The sequence below is a fragment of the Thiocapsa sp. genome, assembly GCF_018399035.1.
Lineage (GTDB): Bacteria > Pseudomonadota > Gammaproteobacteria > Chromatiales > Chromatiaceae > Thiocapsa.
On the sequence record NZ_CP073760.1, the window covers coordinates 38,905 to 55,815 of the forward strand.

Below are 16,911 nucleotides of genomic sequence, written 5' to 3' on the forward strand. Positions count from 1 at the left end.
TTGTCATGCACCCTCGCGGACCAAACCGGTCGGCCTCGGCCCTCCGCGTTCCGCACTGATCCGCATCCCGATGACCACGGTGGCGAAGAGGGCCAGCATGCCGGCAATCCAGGCCGCGGAGCTGGTCGGATCTCGGGCGAAGATGGCACTCTGATAGAAGACGGTGGCGACGATATAGCCGAGCCCGGTCGTCCAGAGCACCGTGAAGACCGCCCAGCCCGGCGAGGTCTCGCGATAGATGGCCGCAATCGCCGCGACACAGGGCGCATAGAGCAGGATAAAGAGCAGGTAGGCGAAGGCGCCGGCGGCCCCGTCGAAGCGCGATGCCATGGCCCCGAAGGTGCCCGTGGTGATCTCTTGCGATTCGGCCACGGCCGCCGTGTCGGTCAGGTCGCCCACGTTCAAGCCCATCGGGTCCTCCCAACTGCCGAGTGCATCGGCGAGGTTTGCGGGAACCGTCGCCAAGGCGCCGAGCAAGCCGGCCTTCAGATCGAAGGGCGCCTCCTCTTCGGTCTCGCCGGCATCCGCGACCGCGAGGGCGGAGTAGGTCGCATCCAGGGTGCCGACCACGGCCTCCTTGGCCAGGATGCCGGTGAAGATGCCGACGGTGGCCGGCCAGTTCTCCGCATCCAGACCCATGGGCGCGAAAGCGGGGGAGAGTGTGCGCCCGACCTCGGCGAGGACGGACTTGTCGCTGTTCTCGTTGCCGAAGGAGCCATCCGTGCCGACGCTGTTCATGACGTTGAGCACCAGCACCATGGGGACGATGACCTGACCCGCCCGGACGACGAAGCCGCCGGTGCGGTCGAGCGTGCGCAAGGCGACGCCTTTCAGGGTCGGCAGGTGATAGGGCGGCAGCTCCATGATGAAGGGCGTGGCCTCCCCCTTGAGCAGGGTGCTCTTCATGACGAAGCCGGTCAGCACCGCGACCGCGATGCCGATGAGGTAAAGCCCGAAGACGATGTTCTGACCGCCGACCGGGAAGAAGGCCGCGGCAAAGAGCACATAGACCGGCAGACGCGCGCCGCAGGACATGAAGGGCGCCATCAGGACCGTCAGCGTCCGGTCGCGTTGGTTCTCGAGGGTCCGCGCGGCCATGATCGCCGGCACGTTGCAGCCGAATCCGACCAGGAGCGGCACGAAGGATTTGCCCGGCAGGCCGACGGCGCGCATGAAGCGATCCATGACGAAGGCGGCGCGGGCCATGTAGCCGGAGTCCTCGAGGATCGACATGAAGATGTAGAGGAAAGCGATGATGGGGATGAAGGTCGCCACCACCTGGATGCCGCCGCCGATGCCGTCGGCCAGCAGCAGGATCAGCCATGCGGGCGCACCCAAGCCGGCCAGGACATGGGCCGTCCCGTCCACGAAGAGCGTGCCGGCGGCCTGATCGAAGACGTCGATGAAGGCCCCGCCGATGTTGATGGTGAACATGAACATCAGATACATCACGATCAGGAAGATCGGGATGCCGAGCATGCGGTTGAGCATGACCCGGTCGATGCGGTCGGAGAGGTTGCGCGAGACCTTGCCGACCTGTGTCACCGTGACCTGCGTCATGGCGTGCGCGAAGCTGTAACGGGCATCCGCGACCAGGATGTCGAGATCATCGGCCTGATCGCCGAGCAGCGCGCGGACCTCGCCCGGTGCCACCCGATCACCGACCAGGCGCTGCGCCAGATCGTCGCCCTCCAGCAGACGGGCGGCAAGCCAGCGCGGCGAGTCGCCGTTCTCGCGAGCGATCGACGTGACACGCGGCAAGAGCGCGGCGATCGCCTTTTCGAGCAGAGGCTGGTAGGGGATCTCGACCTGCGGGATCGGATGGGTCGCCTGGCTTTCCAGCAGAACGCGCTTGAGGTCCGCGATGCCGGAGCCGGTGGCGGCCGAGATGGGAACGACCGGACAGCCCAGACGCTTCGCGAGGGCCGCGACGTCGATCTTCATGCCCCGCTCGCGGGCCACGTCCATCATGTTCAGCGCCACGACCAGGGGGCGGCCCATCTCGATCAGCTGAGTCGTGAGATAGAGATTCCGTTCGAGGTTGGTCGCATCGAGGATGTTGAGGACGAGATCCGCCTCGCGATCGTGGATGAAGTCGCGTGCGATGCGCTCGTCCAGCGAGAGATCGTGATCCGAGACATCCAGCGAATAGGTGCCGGGCAGGTCGACGAGATGGACGATGGACCCCTCGAAACGATAGCGCCCGATCTTGCGCTCCACGGTCACGCCCGGCCAGTTGCCGACGCGCTGACGCGACCCGGTCAAGGCGTTGAAGAGGGTCGTCTTGCCGCAGTTCGGATTGCCGACCACGCCGACGGTCAAGGGTTTGCTCATGGTCTTGTTCCTTGTCCAGTGCCGCGCTGGGTCTTGCCGGCGGTTTCCGTCGGGGGGTTGCTCATGAGAGGCCCTCCACCAGCAGGGCTGCCGCTTCGTCCTTGCGCAGGCTGATCGAGCAGCCGCGCACCCGAATCTCGACGGGATCGCCGAGTGGGGCGACCCGAATCACCTGGATCTCCGCCCCGGGGGTCAATCCCATCGAAAGGAGCTTGCGGCGATAGGCCGGCGTGGCGGCGTTAAAGCCCTGGACTCGGCCGTGATCGCCGGCCTTCATGTCTTTGAGGGTCGTCATGAGTGCTGATACATCGCATGAAAATCGAATGAGGCCGGTCTGCCGACGGTCCCGACCGGTTCTCGGTCGTCGGTCGAGTGGTCGGGGTTGCGCCGTCAGGCGAGGGGTGCGACTTGGATCTTGGCCGCCATCCCGCCGCCGAGCGCGATGCGCGCCTCGCCACGGGCAACGAGGAGACCGCCGCCCTGGCGTTGCACGACAGCGAGCTCGGATCCGACATTTAGACCCAGCTCCGTCAGGCGGGTCGTCAATCCTTTGCCGCCATGCAGTGCGACGATTCTCACGCGAGCACCTTCATCGGCCATCATGAGCGGAAATCCCTTCACGCTTGGGACGCCCATCACGAGGGACTCATGGCGGACGGGGTTTGAGAGGCCGTGTTGACCGAACATCGTCGATTCTCCAATTCTTGAGGTCCCCGGGGCCCGGAGGTGTCGCCGAGTTTCAAGGGCGCACGGCGCTCGCGAGGGGTGTTGAACGTCTGGATGGGCCTAGCGCGGGGCGCTGCGATGGCTCGACCGGCAGGCATCCTGTCTGATGGAAATGCTAGTCCAGCTCGGCTCTAATTGCAAATGATTCTCAACGCGTAGCCGCCTCGCGGTGAAGATTCAGTCGTCACTCGTGTCGAAAGCATCGGCACAAGGTGTCGGTCGGCGGCCCCCGATGGTTTATCCTGTCTTAAACCGCGCCGGCTCCAGCGGTTCTGAAATCCGCCGGGGCCGATCCCATCCAAAAACATCGCATACCGCACTAGGCGCGGTTTAACTGCGGTGCTCGCGCTCGTGAAGGGAGGGTAGGAACATGGATCTGGGGCGGCGATCTCGGCGCTTTTTCAAGGTCCCTTCGATGAATACGTTGCGGCTGCGTCCTTACGGCGACAGCCTTGTCACGCCGGCCGTGACAGTCTGGCTTGGCTTTGCTTGGACCATCATCCTCCTGATGGCCGGTATCGAAGGCATCGTCTGGGGTTTCGTCGGCGCCTCGATCGTACCGCAGGCCGCGGCCTGGCTCCAGCCGGTTGCCGGTCTTTTCATGTTCGTGCTCATGTTCGCGGTCATCTGGATCGTCGACGCATCCTTGATCATGTCCGAGCGCCCGACCCGCGCCCGGGGTGCACTCGGGGGCGTACTTCCGGACGCTCGGCTCGAGGAGCGCGGCGCGGGTGCACGCTGGTTCGTCGGGCTGCTGGTGCGGGTGCTGATCGTGGCGGTCTCGCTCTATGTGACCGCGCCCTTTCTGGCCAAGCTGATCCGTGCCGACGACATCGAGAGCCATCACCAGCGCCTGGTCGAGCAGTATTACGCCCGGCGCGATGCGGCGTTCCAGGCGCAGCTCGGCGTGCGAGCCCAAGAGATCGAGGCCCGCTACGGGGGACTGATCGCCCCCTTGGAGGAGGACGTCGAGCGTCTGAGCCGTTCGCTCGATGCCGAGCGGCAACGTCGTGATCAGATCGCGGCCGAGTACACCCCTGAGATTACAGTGCTGCGCGCGGAGCTGGCCGCCGCACAGGAGCGCCTCGGCGACGAGATCCATGGGCGCGGCGACCGTCCGGAGGGCTATGGGCCGGAGGCGCGCAGGTGGGACGCGCGGGCGAATGCGCTCGTCGCCGCGCTGGCCGAGAAGCAGGCGGAGATCGATCGGCGCATCGCCGAGGTTGCGCAGACGATTGCGGACCAAGAGGTGCGCCTGCGCGCGCGCACCGACGAGCTCCAACGCATCCGTCTGGAGCAGCAGGAGCGCATGGACCGCATCCGCGCCGAGGTGGCCGCCGCGCAGCCCGAGGAGCTGCCGCCGCGGTTGAGCTTTGCGGCGCGCTCCAAGGCCTTGCAGGCGCTGCGCGAGAGCCCGGACGAGGCGGGGGTGCCGCATTTCGAGACCGTCGACGGCTTTGCGCAGGCGGCGCTGGCCATCCTCTTCTTCTCGCTGATCGCGCTGAAGTTGTTCGAGCCGGCCGCGGTACGGGCCTATTTCAGTGAAGCCCTGCAGTTCCAATACCGAAAGTATCTCGACGGTGCACTGTCGGGGATCCCCGGCTTCGCCTGTCCGGAGGATCCCGCGCAGCGCCTGAGTCCGGTCGAGTTCGCGCGTCTGTGGCAAGGCTACGAGCGCGATCCGGAGGCTCATTTCGCCGAGCAGGAGGCGCGGTTGGCGGCCGCCGAGCCGATGCGGATGCGCCTGGCGGAGGAGTCGTTCGCCGAGACCCTCGTCGAGCGTCGTCGCGAGAACCTCGATCAGGAGCTGAATCTGGTCCGCCGCCGCCGCGAGATCGAGGTGGCGGCCTACGAGAACGAGCAGCGTTTGCGCGCCGGCGAGCTGCGCGCCCGGTTGGCCGACGAGACGCGCGCCATGCACCATCAGCGACGCGCCGAGCTCGAGCACGAGCTGCAACAGGCGCGCGAGTCCTGGGCGTTGCAGAAGGCCCAGGACGAAGAGGATCTGCGCGAGCGCATGGCCGCCTTCGAGCGCTCCATCGAGCTGGCGCGCGAGGACCGGCGTCTGCGCGAGAAGGAGATGGAGATCCGCAGTGCTCAGCGCGAGGAGGAGCTGCGTCAGGCCGATGTGCAGCGGCTTCATCGCCATCGCGTCGAGGTTGCCGAGCTCGCGGCCCGGCGCCGTCGAGAGGAGCGTCTGGAGCGTCTCGCCGGGATGCGCGACGAGCTGAGCCGTTTGCGTGAGCTGGAGACGCGCGACACGAGCGAGGCCGCAACACTGCGCGAGGCCGGCTATCGCCTGACGGACGCCATCGAGACCTTGAGCGGGAAGATCGGGTCGAGCGAGGGCGAGCTGGCGGCGGCCCATGCGCGGATGGCCGAGCTGAAGCGGATCGCGGCCGGCCCGACCGAGGATGTCGGAGAGAGCGTACGGTCCTCCGGCGGCGGCTTCTGGTCGCGCTCGGGGCGGCCCGAGGACGGGAAGAGTGCTCGCGAGGCGAGGCGGGAGATGAAGGCGCTCGAGAAGTGGCTGCGCGAGGAGGGCGAGCGCCTTGCCGGCTTGCGCGACGAGCGACGCGCCTTGGAGGTGCGTCGGATCACGCACGAGGATCAACGTCGCGCCATCGAGGAGCGGCTTTCGGGCGTCCGCTCGCGCATCCTCTTCCACGAGGACGCGATCGGCACCCTGCTGACGTCGGAGCGAGCGGCGGCTGAAGACCCCGAGATCTAAACCGCGTCCAGAGCGAGATGCTTACTTTCGAGTGAGCTCGACGTTTGGTGCATCCACGACCCTTAGCGGGGGACGCGGTTTAGAATTTTATATTTTTTAATACTTTAAACCGCGCCGGCTCCAGCGGCTCTGAAATCCGCCGGGGCCGATCTCATCCAAAAACATCGCATACCGCACTGGGCGCGGTTTAGGCGACTTGGGGTGAAGGCGCGATCGATCGTCGGATGGCCTGCATTGCGGTGGGTGGACTTCGCTTGTCGTTGTCGTTGTCGTTGTCGTTGTCGTTGTCGATTACGATTACGATTACGACAACGACAACGACAACGATGAGGTCGGTGCTCAGTTTATTCCTAACATTTCACTTCTGCTTTAAGCACCCTTTTCGACAGATCGACACTGCTTCCCGGTTCGCTATCCATGAATACGCTCGACAGCTACGACCAAATCCCTTACGAGAGCTTCGCGATCCCGGAGACCCATCCGGACTATCTGGCGACGCTCGGCCGGCTGCTCGGTCTGACCACGGCGGATCCGGAGCACTGCCGGGTGTTGGAGCTGGGCGCGGCGACCGGCGGCAACCTGATCCCCATGGCCTTTCATCTGCCTTGGAGCGAGCTCGTCGGGGTCGAGCTCTCCGCCGAGCAGGCCCGGCGCGGACAGGCCATGATCGCCGAGCTGGGATTGACCAATCTGCGTCTGCTCCATCAGGACATCCTCGATGTCGACGAGACGCAAGCCCCGTTCGACTTCATCCTGGTCCACGGCGTCTATTCCTGGGTTCCGGAGGCGGTCAAGGAGCATATCCTGCACCTCTGCGGTCGGCTCCTGAGCGAGCGCGGGATCGCCTATGTCAGCTACAACGTGCTGCCGGGCTGGCGCCAACGCGGCATGTTGCGCGACATGCTTCTGTTCCACTGCCGCGGCGCGACGGCGCCCGGCGAGCGGTTGAGTCGCGCGCGCGATCTGCTCGATCGACTCGCCCGAGGCGTGTCGGCCAAGCATCCGGACGGTCAGCCGCGACCCGAGGCCGAGACGTTGCGACGCGAGGTCGCCTATCTGCGCACCGCCCGCCCGAGCTATCTCTATCACGAGTATCTGGAGGAGACGAACAGCCCGGAGCTGTTCAGCGACGTCATGGCGCGGGCGCGCCGTCACGGGCTCGCCTTCCTCGCCGAGTCCAAGCTGCACACCATGTTCGCCTCCACCCTCGGGGCGGCGGCCGAGGCCGCGCTCGACGGGCTCGGCGATCAGCTCGTGCAGGAGCAGTACATGGATTTCCTGCGTCTGCGGGCCTTCCGACAGACCCTCTTCGTGCGTGCAGACGCGCAGCCTTGTCTGGAGATCGATCTGGAGCGTCTGTACGACTTCTCGGTCCATGCCGACCTGACCCCCTTGCAGCGGGTCCATCTGAACCGCGTGAAGCGTCAGGAATATGCCACGGCGGACGGCGGTCGTCTGCAGGTGGAGCATCCCTTGACCAAGGCCGTTCTGGAAGGTCTCGCGCTGGTCTATCCGAATGCGATGCCGTTGGGGCCTCTCATGGAGGCGGCGGCGAAAGAGGTCGCCGGGACCGGCGGGCGGCGCTATGCGAACGACCGGGACGCCTGTCTGAGCGAGCTCTTCAACCTCTATATCTCCCAAGGGATCGGCCTGACCCAACGCGCCGCCCGCTGGCCGCACCAGGTCGGCGCCTGGCCTAGGGCCACGCCCTTGGCCCGCGCGCAGGCGGCATCCGGTGAAGGGCACGTCGCGAGCGTGCGCCACCGCAGTCTCGGGCTCGATGCCTTATCCGCCCGGCTGCTCATGCTGCTCGACGGCACGCGCGATCTGAACGGCCTGTTGACGGACCTCGCGGCCGAGATCCGGACCGACCCGGAATTGGCCGCGGCCTTGGGGTCGCCGGGCAAGGGCGAGGTTCGGTCGGAGCAGATCGCACCGGCCAGTCTCGAGCGTCTGCTCGGCATCTTTGCGCGCGCGGGGCTGCTTGCTGCGGACGTGCAGCCGCGCGATTCGGAGCCGGGGGCGCAAGGACGCAACGGCACGACCGACGGCTGACCGAGGAGGTTCCGCCGTGACACGGGTCGGGTGGTCTCGGTGAAGGGCGCGCTGATCAAGCCGCTTGCGGTCCTCGGCGCCGCCTTGCTCCTGCTGGCGGGCGGTCGAGCGGGATGGGATACCCTGATCGAGACCACGCCGCCGCCGGACATGCGGATCTCCACCTCGACCCTGATGCTGGACCGCGACGGGCGTCTGCTGCGCGCCTTCACGGTCGCCGACGGACGCTGGCGTCTGCCGGTCGATCTGGACGCGGTCGATCCGACCTATGTGGCGATGCTTCTGGCCTACGAGGATCGCCGATTCGCCTCGCACCCGGGTGTCGATGTACTCGCGCTCATGCGGGCCGGCTGGCAGCTCCTGAGCCAGGGAGGAATCCGGTCCGGCGGCTCGACCCTGACCATGCAACTGGCGCGGCTGCTGGAGACGCGCTCGACACGGGATGCCGGCGGCAAGCTCCGGCAGATGCGCTCCGCACTCCGGCTGGAGCGACAGCTCGACAAAAGCGCCATCCTGCAAACCTATCTGACCCTCGCCCCCTACGGCGGCAACCTCGAAGGTGTGCGTTCGGCCTCGCTCGCGTGGCTCGGCAAGGAGCCGCGACGCCTGACGCCGGCCGAGGCCGCGTTGCTCGTCGCATTGCCCCAGTCGCCCGAGACACGCCGGCCGGATCGGCACCCCGAGGCCGCGCGTCGGGCACGCGATCGGGTGCTCGAGCATGTGCGCCTTGCCGGCGTCATCGACGCGGACGAGGCGGCCGCGGCGCGCGCCGAGCCCGTCCCGACCGCGCGTCTGGATGCCCCGATGCTGGCGGCGCATCTCACCGATCGACTCAGACGCGCACAGCCCGAGCGCGCGGTCCATCGCCTGACCCTGGACGCCGGTCTACAGAGTCGGCTTGAGCAGCTCGCGAGCGCGCGTGCCGCCGCACTCGGTCCGCGGGTCTCGATGGGGATCCTGGTCGCCGATCACGGGCGCGGGGAGATCCTCGCCAGCGTGGGTTCGGCCGGTCTTTTCGAGACCGCTCGGCAGGGCCATGTGGACATGACGCGCGCGGTGCGCTCGCCGGGCTCTGCGCTCAAGCCGCTCATCTACGGGCTGGCCTTCGAGGACGGTCGGGCCCATCCCGAAAGCCTGATCGAGGATCGCCCGAGCGCCTTCGGCGGCTATGTCCCGGCGAACTTCGATCTGGGTTTTCAAGGGACGGTCACGGTGCGCCGGGCGCTGCAGCTCTCGCTGAACATCCCGGCGGTCAAGCTGCTGGATGCGGTCGGGCCGGCACGTCTGGTCGCGCGGATGCGCCGCGCCGGTGCCCGGCCAGTGCTTCCCGATCTGAGTCCGCCAGGGCTCGCGGTCGGCCTGGGCGGGGTCGGCGTGTCCTTGACGGATCTCGTGGGCATCTATGCGGCGATCGCTCGGGGCGGTCGCCCGGCGATCCTGCGGGACACCCTCGACGAACAGGGCGCGGGGTTCGGATCGCTCGGCATCGCCGCGGATGCCGGGGCACCCGTGCTCGAGGCACGTGCGGCCTGGTATGTCGCCTCGATCCTCGCCGGCGCGCCGGCACCGACCAACAGCGCGCCCGGCGTGCTCGCCTTCAAGACCGGGACCTCCTACGGCTACCGCGACGCCTGGGCGATCGGGTTCGACGGGCGCCATGTGGCCGGCGTCTGGGTCGGTCGTCCGGACGGCGCGCCCGTGCCCGGACTCGCCGGCATCGACGCCGCCGCACCCGTGCTGGTCGAGGTCTTTGCGCGTCTCGGTCCGACGATCCCACTCCCGCCGGCGCCCCCCGGCATCCTGAGCACGACCTCGGCGGAGCTGCCCCCGCCGCTGCGTCGCGTTCAGGATCCACGCGCCGCCGCGCGCGGCGGCGCCCACGCCCCGCAGATCGCCTATCCGCCCGAGGGCGCGCGCGTCGAGCTGGGTCTCGGGCGAGGTCGGGCCGCCGATCTGGTCCTGCGCGTTCGTGACGGCGTCCCGCCCTTCACCTGGTTCGTCGACGGCGCCCCGGTCGTACGCGAGCCCTACGCCCGAACCGCCCGATGGGCGCCCGACGGCCCTGGATACGTCGCCATCTCGGTCGTCGACGCCCGCGGCGCAGCGGCGAGGGTGAGTGTCTTTCTCCAATGATGAAGATGTCCTTTTTTCGCGGATGAGCATCGCCCTCGCGGGGCGCACTGGCGTTCAGCAAGATTCACCCTCACACTGCAGACGAGTGGTGCAGTGCAGATGTTCCGAGCCCGTCCGAGACATGTCGTTGTCGTTGTCGTTGTCGTTGTCGTTGTCGTTGTCGTAATCGACCATCGGTCCGACCACGACCACGACCACGACCACGAACGGTCTCGATACATCTGCCGTGCTGCACTCGTCGAGGTTGGCCCCCATCCCGGAGCCCGTCATCATGTCTCAAACGCTTTACGACCGAGATCTATACGACTGGTCCATGCAGACCGCTCGCCTGTTGCGCGAAGGGCGCTATGCCGAGATCGACACGCCGCATCTTGCGGAGGAAGTGGAGTCGATGGGCACGAGTGAGCGCCGAGCCTTGGAACATCGTCTGGTGGTGCTGCTGGTTCACCTGCTCACATGGGAACACCAGCCCGAGCAGCGCTCCAAGAGTTGGCAGCGGACCTTGATCGAGCAGCGCAAGCAGGTCGCCAAACTCTTGAACGACAGCCCGAGCCTGAAGCCTCGTCTGACAGATCTGCTCGTGGATGCCTACGAGAGCGCCGTGCGGTGGGCGGCCGATGACACGGGGAGGGACGAGAGCGAGTTCCCCAAAAGTTGTCCCTATCGGTCTGAACAGGTCCTCGATCCTTCATTTTTTCCTGGCTCCGATGAAACCGAGGCAACCCGCCATGACTGAGACCTCCTCGCCCGGACGCCCCTCGGCGCTGCTCTGGGCCGTCGCCGGTCTGCTGCTCGTCGCCGTCGTCGCGGTCGCACTCTATAAAGCCTGGCCGCTGCTGAACCCGACACTGGCCGAGATCGCACCGCTCGATCCGAGTTGTGATCTGCGTGCCGGACCCTGTGATGCGCGGTTTGGCGGCGGGGAGAGCGTGCGCTTTGCGATCGAGCCGCAGAGTATCCCGGTCGTGACGCCGCTGCGGCTTGTCGTGCAGACGACCGGCTTCGACGTTCGCGCGGTGGAGGTCGATTTCGCCGGCGTGGACATGAATATGGGTTACAACCGCGCCGGCCTTGATTCGGTCGGGCCGGGCCTTTACGAAGGGCAGGGGACCTTGCCGGTGTGCGTGCGGGCGCGCATGGAGTGGGAGGCGAGGGTGTTGCTCCATACGGCCGACGGGATCTTGGCGGCGCCGTTTCGATTCGAGACGGTGAGGGATTGAATCTGGCGGGTTAGCGGTCCCGATAGCGGAGGGTCAGCTCGCCGTAGGCGTCGATGCGGCGGTCGCGCAGGAAGGGCCAGAGTCGGCGGACCTGCTCGGTGCGGGCCGGTTCGATCTGTGCGAGCAGGATCTGCGGGCTCCGGTCGCCGGCCTGTGCGAGGATCTCGCCTTGGGGACCACAGACGAAGGAGTGGCCCCAGAACCGTGCGCCGGCGGTCGCGCCGCTCGGATCCGGCTCGAACCCGACCCGATTGCAGGCCGCGACGGGCAGGGCGTTCGCGATCGCATGGCTGCGCTGGATCCCGATCCATGCCTCGCGCTGGCGGGCCTGCTCTTGCGGGGTATCGTTCGGATCCCAGCCGATCGCGGTCGGGTAGAGCAGGATCTCCGCCCCGGCCAACGCCATCAGACGTGCAGCCTCCGGATACCATTGATCCCAACAGACCAGCACGCCTAGGCGCCCGACCGAGGTGTCGATCGGCTCGAAGCCGAGGTCGCCGGGCGTGAAATAGAATTTCTCGTAGTAGCCGGGATCGTCCGGGATGTGCATCTTGCGATAGACCCCGGCGATTCGGCCGTCGCTGTCAAGGACTACGGCGGTGTTGTGATAGAGCCCGGGGGCGCGGCGCTCGAACAGCGAGGCGACGATGACCACGCCGAGCTCGCTCGCCAGCGCGCCGAGTCGCTCGGTGCTCGGACCCGGGATCGACTCGGCGAGATCGAAGTTGGCCGGGTCCTCGATCTGGCAGAAGTAGTCGCTGTTGTGCAGCTCCCGGAGCAGAACGAGACGCGCACCGCCCGCGACGGCTTCGATGATTCCTCTCTCGCAGGCGTCGAGATTTGCCGCAACGCTTCCCTGATCGGTTTCCTGTACAAGTGCGATGGTGAAAGGGGACCCCGACATGCGCCAACCTCCGAAAACAGTGGATCCAGGTGTGTGACTGATTGATCGCGGGGAGCGCGGATTCGATCACACGAGCGGCTGCCAGTGTGCAAAGGTCGCGGCCTGCCCGAGAGACCGCCCCTCTTCATCGATCAGGTTCCAAACGACCGCGCTCTCGATGCGAAACCGCCGCCCGCTCGAGGATACGCGCACCCCGCTGTAATGGTCGATGAATCCGTGGGCCGTCACCTGCGCGAGCAGGCGCGCGCGCTCCTCCCGATCCGGTGCCTCGGCGGTCAAGCGCGAGGGCATCCGCGTCAACTGCTCCCAATCGAGCTCGAACAGATCCAGAACCCTTCGGTTGCCGTAGGTCAGGATCGGATCCGGGTCGGCATTGTGCGACAAGAGCGCAAAGGGCGCCTCGAACAGAAGCCGGGCGGCCTCGCGATCATCCAAGCCTGACTCGATCAGATCGCGCCCCGTGAGGCGTCGATAGCTGGTGCGCAGGAGTCGGGCATGGTCGCACAGGAAGTCATTGGACGGGTCGGGGAAGAGGAAGGGCATCACCTGATGATCCTGTCGGAATTCGAGGGGGCAGGCTCACCGTTTGAGCCTCCGTCCTGTTAGTCTCTGCCGGATTCAGGGCCGGCAATCAGGCCCCTCTGTTCCCGGACCCACGATCGCGCATGGCCAACTTCCAGACTCATCTCAACGGCGGCATCTTCGTGAGCGTCGCCACGGTGCTCGGCTTGCACGGCGCCGGACTGGTCGAGCAGGGCGCAACACTCGGTTATTTTGCACTGGGCGTGGCCGGGAGTCTCCTTCCGGACATCGACGCCGACGCCTCCAAACCGGTGCGTGCCTTCTTCAATGTGCTCGGGGTTGTGGTCGCCTTCGCGATGACGCTCCCGCTGATCGGGCGGTTTCTGCCGCTGGAGGTCGCGCTCATCTGGATCGGCGTCTTTCTCTGCGTGCGCTATCTGGTCTTCGAGCTCTTTGCGCGGGCGACGGTGCATCGCGGCATTTGGCATTCCTGGCTCGGGATTGCCGCAGCGGCGCTTGCGACCGTCAACATCGCCTACTGGATGATGGACCGGTCTGCGGAGTCGGCCTGGATCGCCGGTTTCATGGTCGGCATCGGTTACCTGACGCACCTCGTCCTGGACGAGCTCTACAGCGTCGACCTCCTGAACAGTCGGGTCAAACGTTCCTTCGGGACCGCGCTCAAGCCCTTCAGTCTCGCCGATCCTCGAAGCAGTCTCGGGATGCTGGCCGTCGTCGTTGCGTTGGCGTGGTTTGCGCCGGCGCTCGATCGGGGTTTGCTGCCGGCGGAGAATCTGTCTCGGACGATCGTCGTCGTCGCCGATCGTCTGGTCGAGACGCTCGGGGGCGTGGTCGACGGGGCCGGTGTGCTGGTGCAGTCCCTGGTCGACTGGATCCGCACGGGGGCGGCCAACCTTTGAGCGCCGGGCGTGCACATCGGACGGCACGTTGGGCGGAGCGTCGGCTTGTTGGCGTCCGCACTCGCGAGTAGCATCGCCTGCGGCTCGGCGGGTGCCGAGACCTCTGTCCTGGACCGAAGATCGAGGTAATCACGCGATGAAATACTATCTCGGAGCAGTCTGCCTTCTCATGGGTGCCTGGTTGGTGTACCAAGCGCTGGCTCATCGACGCGCCGTGATCGGGGCCCGCGAGCGCGCCGCCGCGCAGAACCGCGAGCAGAAGATCCATCAACACCTGGAAGGCCTGCGGCTCGGCCTTGCGCCTCTCTATGTGATGGGAATCCTCTTTACGGGGACGGTCCTGGGTGCGATCTGGTTCGTCGTGGACCGCGAGCGGGTCTTTTCCGTCCTCGACATCCTCGGGTTCCTGACGGTCCTTGCGGCCTACGCCTTTTGGATGGCTGTGCGGATCCAATACAGCCCGATCGGGCTGGACGCCAAGCAGACCGAGTGAGCGCTGCTCGCACCGTTGCGAGTCTCGCCGGGCGTTTCTCGCCGCCGGAGAGCCTGTGCGTTACGCGATCGCGCGGATGCGTGCGAGCGACGATATCCGGACCTCGGCCTTGGGCTTGCACAAAACCGACCTCGCTGGCAGATTGACGCGATGATTGCATGTCGTTTGCATGCCGCTAATTCGCTCGCCCGGGCGGCACCTCCGCTGGAGCACGGCGGGCGTCTGCGCGAGGCCGCGGCGCGTTACCGCATCCCCGTGCAGGATTGGTTGGATCTCTCGACCGGCATCAATCCCGATGGCTGGCCCGTACCCGAGGTGCCCGGTACCGCATGGGCGCGGTTGCCCGAAGAGGACGACGGTCTGGAAGCAACGGCCGCGCGGTGTTACGGCGCGCCCGGTCTCCTCCCTGTCGCCGGCTCGCAGGCCGCCATCCAGGCGTTGCCCGATTTGCGGATGCCCGGACGCGTCGGGGTACCGACGGTCGGCTATCAGGAGCATGCGCAAGCATGGCAACGCGCCGGTCACACCCTGGTCCGCCTGGCCGACGGAGTACCGGAAGACGACCGCGGCGCGGGTCTGGACGATCTCGATGTCCTGATCGTGATCAATCCGAACAATCCGACGGGTAGACGCTGGCCGGCGAGCACCTTGCTCGATTGGCACGCGCGGCTCGCGGCACGCGGCGGCTGGCTTCTCGTGGACGAGGCATTCATGGACACGACCCCGCGGGACAGCCTCGCGCCCTACACCGATCGGCCGGGTTTGATCGTCCTGCGGTCGTTGGGAAAATTCTATGGACTCGCCGGGGTGCGCGTCGGATTCGTGCTCGGCACGGCCGATCTGCGCGAGGCGCTGCGTGCGCGGCTCGGACCCTGGACACTGAACGGTCCGGCCCGCCATGTCGCCCGGCTCGCCTTGACCGATGCGCCCTGGCAGGAGGCGACCCGCGCATCGCTGCGCCGGGCCTCCTCCAGGCTTGCCGGGCTGCTGTCCGATGATGGCCTCGTGCCGACGGGCGGAACCGAACTGTTTCAATGGGTCTGCACAGCGGAGGCCCCGGCCATCCAGGATCGACTGGCACGGCAGGGCATCCTGGTCCGGCGATTCGAGGCGCCGCCGAGTCTCCGCTTCGGACTGCCGGGTGACGAATCGGGCTGGGCGCGGCTCGAGTCCGGGTTGCGCTGTCCGGCGGCGTGCGCGTCCGGGGATGCGTCCGGCCAAGCCGCCGGCGAGACCCCCGAGATTCGGTCTTCGTCATCGGTTGCCCCGCCGCTCGCGCCTGCCCCTGTCCCCGGCGCTCCAAGATGAACGCAGCGACCATCATGGTTCAGGGCACGACCTCGGACGCAGGCAAGAGTGTCCTGGTGGCCGGTTTGTGTCGCTGTTTCAGCCGCCGCGGTGTCAAGGTCGCCCCCTTCAAGCCGCAGAACATGGCCCTGAACAGCGCCGTGACTGCCGACGGCGGCGAGATCGGCCGGGCCCAGGCGGTGCAGGCACAGGCCTGCGGGATCGCGCCCACCGTCGACATGAACCCGGTCCTGCTCAAGCCCAATTCGGATCGCGGTGCCCAGGTCATCATCCAGGGTCGGGCCGTCGGCAACATGGACGCCGTCGTCTATCACGACTATAAACGCATCGCGCGCGTCGCCGTGCTCGAGTCCCATGCCCGGCTCGGCGCGTCCTTCGATCGGATCGTCGTGGAGGGCGCCGGCAGTCCCGCCGAAATCAATCTGCGCGAGCACGACATCGCCAACATGGGGTTCGCCGAGGCGGTGGACTGTCCGGTCATCCTGATCGCGGACATCGATCGCGGCGGGGTCTTTGCGCACCTCGTCGGCACGCTGGCGTTGCTCGCACCGAGCGAGCGGGCGCGCGTGGTCGGATTCGTCATCAATCGCTTCCGCGGTGATCTCGCGCTCCTGCAGTCGGGTCTGGACTGGCTCGAGCGCGAGACCGGCAAGCCGGTGCTCGGGGTCTTGCCCTATCTTCACGGTCTGCATCTGGAGGCCGAGGACGCGGTTGCCGTGCGCCAGAGCGACAAGCCGAACGACGCCCTGCGGGTGATCGTCCCGCGGCTGCCGCGCATCAGCAACCACACCGACCTCGACCCCCTGCGGCTCCATCCTCAGGTCGACCTGCGCTATGTCTTGGCCGGAGAGGTGCCGCCGCCTGCGGATCTCATCATCCTGCCCGGATCCAAATCGGTGCGCTCGGATCTGGATTGGTTGCGTCGCGAGGGCTGGGCGCCCGTGATCGCGCGGCATCTGCGCTACGGCGGCCGGCTGATCGGGATCTGCGGCGGCTTTCAGATGCTCGGCACCCGGATCCTGGATCCGTTGGGTCTGGAAGGCGATCCGGGCGAGGGGCCTGGACTTGGTCTGCTGGATCTGGAAACCCGGCTCGCGCCCGAGAAGACGCTGGCCAACGTCTCCGGCCGGCTCCGGCTGGAGAACGCGGCGGTGACGGGATACGAGATCCATGCCGGCCGGTCGAGCGGTCCGGCACTCGAGCACCCGGCCGTGCTCCTGAACGATGCACAGGGCGAGCGTCCGGACGGTGCGGTTTCGGAGGATGGACAGATCCTGGGGACCTATCTGCACGGACTCTTCGAGTCGCCCGCCGCCGCGTCGGCCCTGCTGCGTTGGGCCGGTCTGGCGGTGCACGAGACCCCGGACTATCGTGCTCTGCGCGAGTCGGCCCTGGAGCGCTTGGCCGACAGCCTCGAGCAGCATCTCGATCTCGGACACATCGAGCGGATTCTGTGTGGCTGGCCGCCGGGCAGCGGGCCCCAAGCCTCTTGAGACCGGGCTGGTTGAGCATCCCGGCGGCGCATCGCGATCGCCCCGGGGGGCCGCACGCATCCGATGACGGTT

General features: G+C 67.0%; 15 protein-coding genes. 9 read left to right on the plus strand and 6 right to left on the minus strand.

What is annotated here, in order from left to right; translation table 11 throughout:
• Nucleotides 1-3: 3 nt before the first annotated feature.
• The 3 genes from feoB to KFB96_RS00210 all read right to left on the minus strand — a co-directional run bounded on the left by feoB (nt 4) and on the right by KFB96_RS00210 (nt 2,970).
• Nucleotides 4-2,334: a Fe(2+) transporter permease subunit FeoB gene (gene feoB / locus KFB96_RS00200; protein WP_213458411.1), complete on the minus strand. Its 2,331-nt coding sequence runs from the start codon at nt 2,332-2,334 to the stop codon at nt 4-6.
• A 61-nt stretch (nt 2,335-2,395) separates the two neighbouring features.
• Nucleotides 2,396-2,629 (minus strand): FeoA family protein, encoded by a 234-nt coding sequence (locus tag KFB96_RS00205; RefSeq protein WP_213458412.1) that lies wholly within the window; start codon nt 2,627-2,629, stop codon nt 2,396-2,398.
• Nucleotides 2,630-2,724: 95 nt separating this feature from the next.
• Complete coding sequence (locus KFB96_RS00210) at nt 2,725-2,970, minus strand: FeoA family protein (RefSeq protein ID WP_300971193.1); 246 nt, start codon at nt 2,968-2,970, stop codon at nt 2,725-2,727.
• A gap of 505 nt (nt 2,971-3,475) precedes the next feature.
• Between KFB96_RS00210 and KFB96_RS00215 the strand changes: the two genes are divergently transcribed.
• From KFB96_RS00215 to pbpC, 3 genes are all read left to right on the plus strand, one after another.
• Nucleotides 3,476-5,791: a DUF4407 domain-containing protein gene (locus KFB96_RS00215; RefSeq protein ID WP_300971194.1), complete on the plus strand. Its 2,316-nt coding sequence runs from the start codon at nt 3,476-3,478 to the stop codon at nt 5,789-5,791.
• A gap of 417 nt (nt 5,792-6,208) precedes the next feature.
• Nucleotides 6,209-7,846: a class I SAM-dependent methyltransferase gene (locus tag KFB96_RS00220; protein WP_213458415.1), complete on the plus strand. Its 1,638-nt coding sequence runs from the start codon at nt 6,209-6,211 to the stop codon at nt 7,844-7,846.
• A gap of 39 nt (nt 7,847-7,885) precedes the next feature.
• Nucleotides 7,886-9,979, plus strand: a complete 2,094-nt coding sequence (pbpC, locus tag KFB96_RS00225; RefSeq protein WP_300971195.1) for a penicillin-binding protein 1C — start codon at nt 7,886-7,888, stop codon at nt 9,977-9,979.
• Nucleotides 9,980-10,033: 54 nt separating this feature from the next.
• On the opposite strand, the gene KFB96_RS00230 is transcribed toward pbpC, so the two are convergent.
• Nucleotides 10,034-10,252, minus strand: a complete 219-nt coding sequence (locus KFB96_RS00230; RefSeq protein WP_213458416.1) for a hypothetical protein — start codon at nt 10,250-10,252, stop codon at nt 10,034-10,036.
• On the opposite strand from KFB96_RS00230, the gene KFB96_RS00235 reads away from it, so the two are divergent.
• Nucleotides 10,251-10,715 (plus strand): DUF29 domain-containing protein, encoded by a 465-nt coding sequence (locus tag KFB96_RS00235; protein ID WP_213458417.1) that lies wholly within the window; start codon nt 10,251-10,253, stop codon nt 10,713-10,715. The genes KFB96_RS00230 and KFB96_RS00235 overlap by 2 nt on opposite strands.
• Nucleotides 10,708-11,199: a hypothetical protein gene (locus tag KFB96_RS00240; RefSeq protein WP_213458418.1), complete on the plus strand. Its 492-nt coding sequence runs from the start codon at nt 10,708-10,710 to the stop codon at nt 11,197-11,199. Before KFB96_RS00235 ends, KFB96_RS00240 begins: the two co-directional genes overlap by 8 nt.
• A 10-nt stretch (nt 11,200-11,209) precedes the next feature.
• On the opposite strand, the gene KFB96_RS00245 is transcribed toward KFB96_RS00240, so the two are convergent.
• Both KFB96_RS00245 and KFB96_RS00250 read right to left on the minus strand, forming a co-directional pair.
• A complete protein-coding gene (locus KFB96_RS00245; RefSeq protein ID WP_213458419.1) occupies nt 11,210-12,103 on the minus strand; it encodes a carbon-nitrogen hydrolase in 894 nt (297 codons plus the stop codon).
• A gap of 66 nt (nt 12,104-12,169) precedes the next feature.
• Nucleotides 12,170-12,646: an MEKHLA domain-containing protein gene (locus KFB96_RS00250; protein WP_213458420.1), complete on the minus strand. Its 477-nt coding sequence runs from the start codon at nt 12,644-12,646 to the stop codon at nt 12,170-12,172.
• Nucleotides 12,647-12,768: 122 nt separating this feature from the next.
• On the opposite strand from KFB96_RS00250, the gene KFB96_RS00255 reads away from it, so the two are divergent.
• The 4 genes from KFB96_RS00255 to KFB96_RS00270 all read left to right on the plus strand — a co-directional run bounded on the left by KFB96_RS00255 (nt 12,769) and on the right by KFB96_RS00270 (nt 16,839).
• A complete protein-coding gene (locus KFB96_RS00255) occupies nt 12,769-13,545 on the plus strand; it encodes a metal-dependent hydrolase (protein WP_213458421.1) in 777 nt (258 codons plus the stop codon).
• 136 nt (nt 13,546-13,681) lie between these two features.
• On the plus strand, nt 13,682-14,038 hold the full coding sequence (locus tag KFB96_RS00260) for a hypothetical protein (protein ID WP_213458422.1): 357 nt from the start codon (nt 13,682-13,684) through the stop codon (nt 14,036-14,038).
• A 150-nt stretch (nt 14,039-14,188) separates the two neighbouring features.
• Nucleotides 14,189-15,346 carry a threonine-phosphate decarboxylase CobD gene (gene cobD / locus KFB96_RS00265; RefSeq protein WP_213458423.1) on the plus strand — a complete coding sequence of 386 codons (1,158 nt, stop codon included), beginning with the start codon at nt 14,189-14,191 and terminating at the stop codon, nt 15,344-15,346.
• Complete coding sequence (locus tag KFB96_RS00270) at nt 15,343-16,839, plus strand: cobyric acid synthase (protein ID WP_213458424.1); 1,497 nt, start codon at nt 15,343-15,345, stop codon at nt 16,837-16,839. Before cobD ends, KFB96_RS00270 begins: the two co-directional genes overlap by 4 nt.
• Nucleotides 16,840-16,911: the final 72 nt, after the last annotated feature.

Excerpts from the sequence above, each read along its gene's own strand:
- KFB96_RS00230 (WP_213458416.1), bottom strand. The coding sequence starts at position 10,252 with ATGATGACGGGCTCCGGGATGGGGGCCAACCTCGACGAGTGCAGCACG.
- KFB96_RS00260 (WP_213458422.1), top strand. The coding sequence starts at position 13,682 with ATGAAATACTATCTCGGAGCAGTCTGCCTTCTCATGGGTGCCTGGTTG.
- KFB96_RS00215 (WP_300971194.1), top strand. The coding sequence starts at position 3,476 with ATGAATACGTTGCGGCTGCGTCCTTACGGCGACAGCCTTGTCACGCCG.
- KFB96_RS00250 (WP_213458420.1), bottom strand. The coding sequence starts at position 12,646 with ATGCCCTTCCTCTTCCCCGACCCGTCCAATGACTTCCTGTGCGACCAT.
- cobD (WP_213458423.1), top strand. The coding sequence starts at position 14,189 with ATGATTGCATGTCGTTTGCATGCCGCTAATTCGCTCGCCCGGGCGGCA.
- KFB96_RS00255 (WP_213458421.1), top strand. The coding sequence starts at position 12,769 with ATGGCCAACTTCCAGACTCATCTCAACGGCGGCATCTTCGTGAGCGTC.
- KFB96_RS00235 (WP_213458417.1), top strand. The coding sequence starts at position 10,251 with ATGTCTCAAACGCTTTACGACCGAGATCTATACGACTGGTCCATGCAG.
- KFB96_RS00245 (WP_213458419.1), bottom strand. The coding sequence starts at position 12,103 with ATGTCGGGGTCCCCTTTCACCATCGCACTTGTACAGGAAACCGATCAG.
- KFB96_RS00220 (WP_213458415.1), top strand. The coding sequence starts at position 6,209 with ATGAATACGCTCGACAGCTACGACCAAATCCCTTACGAGAGCTTCGCG.
- KFB96_RS00210 (WP_300971193.1), bottom strand. The coding sequence starts at position 2,970 with ATGGGCGTCCCAAGCGTGAAGGGATTTCCGCTCATGATGGCCGATGAA.
- KFB96_RS00270 (WP_213458424.1), top strand. The coding sequence starts at position 15,343 with ATGAACGCAGCGACCATCATGGTTCAGGGCACGACCTCGGACGCAGGC.
- feoB (WP_213458411.1), bottom strand. The coding sequence starts at position 2,334 with ATGAGCAAACCCTTGACCGTCGGCGTGGTCGGCAATCCGAACTGCGGC.
- KFB96_RS00205 (WP_213458412.1), bottom strand. The coding sequence starts at position 2,629 with ATGACGACCCTCAAAGACATGAAGGCCGGCGATCACGGCCGAGTCCAG.
- KFB96_RS00240 (WP_213458418.1), top strand. The coding sequence starts at position 10,708 with ATGACTGAGACCTCCTCGCCCGGACGCCCCTCGGCGCTGCTCTGGGCC.